Here is a 7,476-nt window from a genome sequence, read left to right on the forward strand (position 1 = left end):
AAACGCGCCCTGCTATTAGCGGACAAAAGCGTGTACAACTACTATTCGGACTTCGCCGAGAAGGGGTACTACAACCGTATCATCGCCGGGAATATCAACCAAGTGCTGAAGGTGGACAGCGTGGTATGCGATTTCAACGGCTATCCCTACCGTGCCGTGACCTACGCCACGCAGAAGATCATCAGACAAAGCAACGTCACCGAGCGCAGCCTCGTGACGACGTGCCGCCTCTTGAACTCGTCCCGTTCGGACGACAATCCCAACGGTTTCACCATAGAGGGATTCACCATTATCGAGAACAAGGATTTACAAACCATCAAAAGGTAACGGACATGAAGAAAATCAGGAAATCATTTTGGCGTGCGTACTGGAAGCTCCACGACAAAAAGAAAATGCTGGTGGCAAGGCTCAAAGGCTATCTGGACGGTTTGCCCCCGAAGACTCGCAGGCGCATCGTGCTGGCGATGCTCGCCGCCTTCGCGGTGCTTGCCATTTACACCTTCGGCAAAGCCGTTTATGACATCGGCAGGAATGACGGCAGCCGTATGGTGACAGACCATGCCGGACAAGTGGAACTGTCCGTAAAGCCGGACAACAATCATAATGTAATACCTTATTTATATGGAACAGACGAAGAATGAACCTAAAAACGAGAACAAGGCGGCTCCCGACAACGGGAAACCGAAGAACCAACGCCAAGCCGAGAGCCATCAAGCCTGCTTGAATGGCCAAGGCGCGAAGGAGGAAGGCAAAGCCAAGGAGCGCAAGCCGCTGACCGAAGCCCAAAGGCTGAAACGTCAGAAAATGATAGTGCTGCCCACTATGGTACTGGTATTTATCGGGGCTATGTGGCTGATATTCGCCCCGTCTTCCGACAAGGAGCAGCAACCGGGGACGGGAGGTTACAACATCGAAATGCCCGACGCGGACAAGGCGAACCGTCAGATCATCGGCGACAAGGCGAAAGCCTACGAACAGGGGGCGATGGAGGAACGGCAGGAGAACCGCAGCCGCGCCATGCAGGAACTGGGCGATATGTTCGACCGCGAGGTGGTGGAAACGGACGGTGGTAGGGACTTCGACCTTGCCAATCCCGGAAATGCGGAAGATGCAACAGCAAAATCATCCGCTCCGAAAACCATCCAATCCTCCGCAGCCGCCTACCGCGACCTCAATGCCACGCTCGGCAACTTCTATGAGCAACCGAAGAACGACAACGCGGAAATGGACGAATTGTTGGAGCGTATCGCCTCGCTGGAATCGGAACTGGAGAGCGAGAAAGGCAAGGCGTCCGCTATGGATGACCAAGTGGCACTCATGGAGAAGTCCTATGAACTGGCGGCAAAGTACATGGGCGGACAGAACGGCACACAGCCACCTGTCGGACAGGCGGCAGAGCCTTGCCCCGTGCAGAAAACCGGAAAGAACACGGCTGCACCTGTCAGGCTGGTGGCGCATCAGGTTGTATCCTCGCTCTCACAGCCGATGAGCAACGCCGAGTTTGTCGCCTCCTTCTCGCAAGAGCGTAACCGCAGTTTCAATACGGCGGTGGGCGTCACGACCGTATCGGACAAAAACACCATATCGGCGTGCGTTTATGGGGCGCAGAGTGTGACGGACGGGCAGGCTGTCAAGCTCCGTCTGTTGGAGCCGATGGCGGTAGCGGACAAAATCATCCCCCGCAATGCGGTGGTGGTAGGCACAGCAAAGATTCAGGGCGAACGGCTTGACATAGGAATCACGTCGTTGGAATATGACGGCACTATCATTCCGGTGGAGCTGGCGGTGTATGACACGGACGGGCAACCCGGTATCTTTATTCCCAACTCGATGGAAATGAATGCCGTCAGGGAGGTTGCCGCCAACATGGGCGGCTCGCTGGGCAGCAGCATCAATATCTCCACCAACGCAGGGGCGCAGCTTGCCTCCGATTTGGGCAAGGGGCTGATACAAGGCACAAGCCAGTATATCGCCAAGAAGATGCGTACCGTCAAGGTGCATCTGAAAGCCGGGTATAAGGTAATGCTCTATCAGGACAGGAATTGAAAACAGAAAAAGTAACAACAATCCAATTTTTATTTACCACTAAAATCCAAAGTAATGAGAAAAGTAATCATCATGTTTGCCCTCGCTATGGGCATCGTAACTGCCAACGCGCAGGAGAACGTAACCGTTGGAAAGGACAACGGAAGTGAACAACCGACCTTGACAAAGGAGGTCTATCCGCAGAAGGAGGCGGACGGCGACCTGTATCACGGGCTGACAAAGAAGCTGACCTTTGACCGCATGGTCCCTCCGCACGGCTTGGAAGTGACCTACGACAAGACCGTCCACGTCATTTTCCCCTCGGAGGTTCGTTACGTCGATTTAGGTTCGCCCGACCTGATTGCGGGCAAAGCCGACGGAGCGGAGAACGTCATCCGCGTGAAGGCTACCGTGAGGAACTTCCCGAACGAAACCAATATGTCCGTGATAACGGAGGACGGGAGTTTCTATACCTTCAACGTGAAATATGCCTCCGAACCGTTGCTGCTCAATGTGGAGATGTGCGACTTCATCCATGACGGCGAGAAGGTGAACCGCCCGAACAATGCGCAGGAAATCTATCTGAAGGAACTGGGCAGCGAAAGCCCGATGCTGGTACGCCTTATCATGAAGTCCATCCACAAGCAGAACAAGCGCGAGGTGAAGCACATCGGCTGCAAGCGATTCGGTATCCAGTATCTGCTGAAAGGTATCTACACGCATAATGGTTTGCTCTATTTCCACACGGAGATAAAGAACCAGAGCAATGTGCCTTTCGATGTGGACTACATCACATGGAAAATCGTGGACAAGAAGGTGGCGAAGCGTACCGCCGTGCAGGAGCAGATCATCCTGCCGCTCCGTGCGCAGAATTACGCCACACTCGTGCCGGGCAAGAAGAGCGAGCGCACGGTGTTCACGATGGCGAAGTTCACTATCCCCGACGATAAATGCCTCGTGGTGGAACTCAACGAGAAGAACGGGGGGCGTCACCAGTCTTTCGTGATTGAGAACGAGGACTTGGTACGTGCCAATACCATCAACGAACTTCAAGTGCGCTGACCATGAGAAAGTACATCGCAATAATCATCGCGTCGCTTGCCCTGTGTACGGGGCAGGCGCACGCCCAGCGATGCCTGCCGAAGATGCAGGGCATCGAGGTCAGGGCGAACATGGCGGACCGCTTCAATCCCGGCGGCAACGACGGCGGGTACAGTTTCGGGGCGGCTCTCTCCACCTACACGAAAAAGGGGAACAAATGGGTGTTCGGCGGCGAATATCTGTTGAAGAACAACCCTTACAAGGACGGAAAGATACCCGTGGCGCAGTTCACGGCGGAGGGCGGATACGACTTCAAGATACTTTCCGATGCCCGTAAAATCGTGTTCGTCTATGCAGGTGCTTCGGCTCTTGCCGGATATGAATCGGTGAACTGGGGCGAAAAGGTACTGCATGACGGCTCCACGCTCCATGACCGGGACGGCTTCATCTACGGCGGTGCGCTGACGCTCGATGTGGAGTTTTACGTGGCAGACCGTATCGCCCTGCTCGCCAACCTCCGGGAGCGTTGCCTGTGGGGTGGCGACACGAGGAAGTTTCATACGCAGTTCGGGGTCGGAATCAAGTTCATCATCAACTGACACGGACATGGAACGGACGGAAATAGACATCATCAGACAAATGCCCATTGCGGTTTTTCTCGCACGGCTGGGGCATGAGCCTGTCAGAAGGAGCGGTAACGAGCTGTGGTATATCGCCCCGTATAGGGGCGAGCGCACGCCCTCTTTCCGTGTGAACGTGGCGAAACAGCTCTGGTACGACTTCGGTCTGGGCAAAGGTGGTGACATCTTCACGCTTGCCGGGGAGTTTATCGGAAGTGGCGACTTCATGGAACAAGTGAAGTTTATAGCGGGAACCTCTAATATGCAGATTGCAGAGTTTGACAAACCGACCTACATTCCGAAGCAGACAGAACCTGCCTTTGAGGGAGTGGAAGCCGTCCCTCTGCTTCGTTCTCCACTGACAGACTATCTGGCGGAACGGAGCATTCCTTACGTTGTCGCATCACGCTACTGCTGCCGACTGAATTACTGTGTGCGTGGCAAACGATATTTTGCCGTCGGTTTCCCGAACGTGGCGGGTGGATATGAGATCCGCAGCCGCTTCTTCAAAGGATGCGTGCCTCCGAAAGATGTGTCGCTGGTCAAGGCGGAAGGCTCTCCAGCTGACGTGTGCAGCGTTTTTGAAGGCTTCATGGACTTTCTTTCTGCTGCCACGTTCGGATTGGAAAAGGGTGAGTGCCTCGTATTGAACTCTGTTGCCAACGTGGAAAAGGCAATGAGGTATCTGGACGGCTACGGGTGCATAGACTGTTATCTCGACCATGACGCAGCCGGACGGCGCACGTTGAAAACGCTGAAAGGACATTATGGAGAACGTGTCTATGACCGTTCCGCTCTCTATGACGGTTGCAAGGACTTGAACGAGTATCTGCAACTGACAACCAAAAAAGAACAATAACTTAAAAATCAAATGACAATGAACATACTGAACAACAAAAACAAGAGAATATCAATCTTCAAGACGTTGGCACTCTGCCTGTTCGCTGCCGTGTCGCTCACGCTCGTATCGTGTGACGACGACATGGACATACAGCAATCCTATCCCTTCACGGTGGAAACCATGCCCGTGCCGAACAAGGTGACGAAGGGGCAGACGGTTGAAATCCGCTGTGAGCTGAAAAAGACGGGCGACTTCGCCAACACCCTCTACACCATCCGGTATTTCCAGTTCGAGGGGGAAGGCACGCTGAAAATGGACAACGGAATCACGTTCCTGCCCAATGACCGCTACCTGCTCGAAAACGAGAAGTTCCGGCTGTACTACACGGCGGCGGGTGAGGAAGCGCACAACTTCATCGTGGTAGTGGAGGACAATTTCAGCAACTCCTACGAGTTGGAATTTGACTTCAACAACCGAAACGTGAAGGATGACGGGGTTATCACTGTTGTCCCCATCGGGAACTTCAAGCCCCTTACACGATGATGCGTGTATTCATGGCTATCCTCTGTTCGCTTCTGGCGGTCTGTTCCGTGTCCGCACGGAACAGACGCCATGAGGGAACGGACGGGCAGGCGGCTATCTACCGGCTGCCGCTTTTCGAGAGGGCGGTGCGATGCACGAAGTATTTTGAGGGCTGGCATTCGGAAAAACATCACCCGTATGTAGGATATGGACATCGGTTGCAGCCGGGGGAAAGGTATTCGGCACGCACCATGACGAAGCGGCAGGCGGACGCGCTTCTGCGAAAAGACCTGCGGAAGTTCTGCGCGATGTTCCAGCAGTTCGGGAAGGATTCGCTTCTGCTTGCCACGCTCGCCTACAATGTCGGTCCATATCGACTTTTGGGTAGCGGAAAGATTCCCAAAAGCACGCTGATCCGAAAGTTGGAGGCGGGCGACAGGAACATCTATCGGGAGTATATCGCTTTCTGCAACTACAAGGGGAAACGGCACGCCATGCTGCTCAAACGGAGAAAGGCGGAGTTTGCACTGTTGTATGTACCATAAATAATAAGTACCTGACAAAAGAAAATCCGATGAAGCCGCAACTTCATCGGATTTTCTAATATATTGCTGCTATCAGATAGTTTGAGATGGCAGTTCTTTTATATGAACTACATTATATTCTTTGCCTTTCTTTATGTCAGTTATCTCAAATTTTGTTCCTCTTTCAAATTCCACTTGATATTCAGGATACGGACAATCCTCTCCATGATTATATATTTTATATATTTCATGAGCTTTTGTTTGACCTTCCGGTAAAGGCTCAATTATCCATTTTATAGAATGAGCATTATCAAAATCATCTATTGATGTCGTAAAAAAGCCATTTACGGTAAAAATATCTCCAATCCTATTATTACCACGCATAAAACCATCATTGGCATATAACACAGGGTGAGTATTTTTAGGAGCTTTTCTTAATGCACTATCTAAGTTTTGGATTAAAACTTCTGTTAAGGCATTCAATTTACGCCTATTATACAGAGGTTCTTGTATGAACCGAGAACTACCAAAGCCTTCAAGGATGACGATACTTAATGCTTCTAAATCAGTCAAATTATATTCTTTATAATGTATTTTATTGACCTCTTTCAGATGTTGCATCGCTTTTATATGAGAATTCAACAACTCAACATCTCCTCCTCGTTTATATGCAGATGGATTGTGCTGATATATTGTTTCTACAATTAGTTGTAAATCTTCTATATTCATATTAATATACAAAAAAATAACAATGCAAAATTAGCCTTTTATGGCTAATTTTACATATTCAAATAAGAATTTTATCGAAGATTGGAACAAAGGTTTCTTTGCTACTTTCTTTGTCCGCCATCATGCTCACTGAAAGAAAGTAGGCGGCTTTCGCCGCCCACCTCTCAAAAACGGGTGTAAAGCCCCGTCACCATCGTGAACATTTCCTCCAGCATATCGCAATATATCCCCTCGTGCGTTTCTATGTCTTTCGTCTTGCACTCGAATGTCTTTTTGCTGAACGTCCTGCGGTAGAAGCGCATATTGTAGAGGTCTGCCCCTGCATCATAGATGATGTCAAGGCGGTTGGCACTCGTCTTGTTCCTCGCAAGGCTCATGCGTAAGCCGTTGCCCATGTCTATGAAGTCTTTGCTTCCCGTCATGGTGGCAAAGCGTCTGCCACCTATCTGCTCCAAAATTGTCTTCGCTATCATATTCGTTGTATTTTAGGCGTTATGTTGTGGCGGTGCGGACACCGCCACAACGTTCAAAATTCAGTTTTCTCGGCTATGGGTGTGCATCTTTCCAGCCACTCTTTCAGCCACTCCATGTTATACTCGCTCGTTATGACTGCCGTATGGCTGTCAATGGCAGTAAACCTGCTACTTTCATAGTTGTCTATCCACCCCTTCAGGGTATCAACTCCCCATGCTTCGGCATCATCAAACATTCCGTCCAATGCCTTGATTGGCTCGCTGAACTTGACTATCAGCGTTTGGTAGGCAACTTCGTTCATCGCTTGTCCTCCTTTCTTTCCTTTGCCGTCAGCCACTTGTCCCGTGCGGCTCGGCACTCGTCTAACGTGGGTTTCACACAAGAGAACAATTCCCCGTCCGTGTGGCGGTAGTCGTATTGCATAAGTGTCCGCTTACGTCTGCCGATACCCGTTTGGGACTTCTCGTATTTCTCTGTCCCTGCTTGCGTGCAGGTGCTTACTCCGTTGATGGTCATCCGTGTACTCATAATCGTTATTTTTAGATGGTTAGAAATGTACTGACAACACTCTGTTCTGCATCACTATTTCGGGGTTACTCGTATAGCGTTGGTGCAGGTAGAAATGATGTGAGCCGAAGCCGTAATAAAAGAACTTGTCAAGTTCGTGTTTCTCGGCAAAGTCCTTGACGCTCGCCCTTAA

Annotated in this window: 12 protein-coding genes; 8 read left to right on the forward strand and 4 right to left on the reverse strand. The window is 50.9% G+C overall.

The window, feature by feature from the left end; all coding sequences use genetic code 11:
- The 8 genes from traK to DWZ47_RS29800 all read left to right on the forward strand — a co-directional run.
- On the forward strand, positions 1–327 hold a 327-nt coding region (gene traK / locus DWZ47_RS29765; protein ID WP_117515645.1), incomplete at its 5' end, for a conjugative transposon protein TraK.
- A 5-nt stretch (positions 328–332) separates the two neighbouring features.
- Positions 333–641, forward strand: coding sequence for a TraL conjugative transposon family protein (locus DWZ47_RS29770; RefSeq protein WP_117515646.1), 309 nt, complete (start codon positions 333–335; stop codon positions 639–641).
- Positions 622–2,046: a conjugative transposon protein TraM gene (traM, locus tag DWZ47_RS29775; RefSeq protein ID WP_117515648.1), complete on the forward strand. Its 1,425-nt coding sequence runs from the start codon at positions 622–624 to the stop codon at positions 2,044–2,046. The genes DWZ47_RS29770 and traM overlap by 20 nt, the downstream gene beginning before the upstream one ends.
- Positions 2,047–2,100: 54 nt before the next feature.
- On the forward strand, positions 2,101–3,087 hold the full coding sequence (gene traN, locus DWZ47_RS29780; protein WP_008645936.1) for a conjugative transposon protein TraN: 987 nt from the start codon (positions 2,101–2,103) through the stop codon (positions 3,085–3,087).
- Between the two features lie 2 nt (positions 3,088–3,089).
- A complete protein-coding gene (locus tag DWZ47_RS29785) occupies positions 3,090–3,665 on the forward strand; it encodes a conjugal transfer protein TraO (RefSeq protein ID WP_117515650.1) in 576 nt (191 codons plus the stop codon).
- A 7-nt stretch (positions 3,666–3,672) separates the two neighbouring features.
- Complete coding sequence (locus DWZ47_RS29790; protein WP_117515652.1) at positions 3,673–4,545, forward strand: toprim domain-containing protein; 873 nt, start codon at positions 3,673–3,675, stop codon at positions 4,543–4,545.
- A gap of 18 nt (positions 4,546–4,563) precedes the next feature.
- Positions 4,564–5,070, forward strand: coding sequence for a DUF3872 domain-containing protein (locus DWZ47_RS29795; RefSeq protein ID WP_008645930.1), 507 nt, complete (start codon positions 4,564–4,566; stop codon positions 5,068–5,070).
- Positions 5,067–5,594, forward strand: a complete 528-nt coding sequence (locus DWZ47_RS29800) for a glycoside hydrolase family protein (protein WP_008645928.1) — start codon at positions 5,067–5,069, stop codon at positions 5,592–5,594. The genes DWZ47_RS29795 and DWZ47_RS29800 overlap by 4 nt, the downstream gene beginning before the upstream one ends.
- 72 nt (positions 5,595–5,666) lie before the next feature.
- Here DWZ47_RS29800 and DWZ47_RS29805 read toward each other — a convergent pair whose 3' ends face one another.
- From DWZ47_RS29805 to DWZ47_RS29820, 4 genes are all read right to left on the reverse strand, one after another.
- Positions 5,667–6,302 (reverse strand): hypothetical protein, encoded by a 636-nt coding sequence (locus DWZ47_RS29805; RefSeq protein WP_008778212.1) that lies wholly within the window; start codon positions 6,300–6,302, stop codon positions 5,667–5,669.
- A 164-nt stretch (positions 6,303–6,466) separates the two neighbouring features.
- On the reverse strand, positions 6,467–6,775 hold the full coding sequence (locus DWZ47_RS29810) for a hypothetical protein (RefSeq protein WP_008645916.1): 309 nt from the start codon (positions 6,773–6,775) through the stop codon (positions 6,467–6,469).
- A gap of 53 nt (positions 6,776–6,828) precedes the next feature.
- Positions 6,829–7,134, reverse strand: a complete 306-nt coding sequence (locus DWZ47_RS29815; protein WP_032567514.1) for a DUF6956 domain-containing protein — start codon at positions 7,132–7,134, stop codon at positions 6,829–6,831.
- Entirely contained in the window at positions 7,074–7,304 is a 231-nt protein-coding gene (locus DWZ47_RS29820; RefSeq protein WP_008645914.1) for a DUF3873 domain-containing protein, read from the reverse strand. Before DWZ47_RS29820 ends, DWZ47_RS29815 begins: the two co-directional genes overlap by 61 nt.
- Positions 7,305–7,476 lie beyond the last annotated feature (172 nt).

Source organism: Bacteroides sp. AF32-8BH, from assembly GCF_003435205.1.
Taxonomy (GTDB): domain Bacteria; phylum Bacteroidota; class Bacteroidia; order Bacteroidales; family Bacteroidaceae; genus Bacteroides; species Bacteroides ovatus.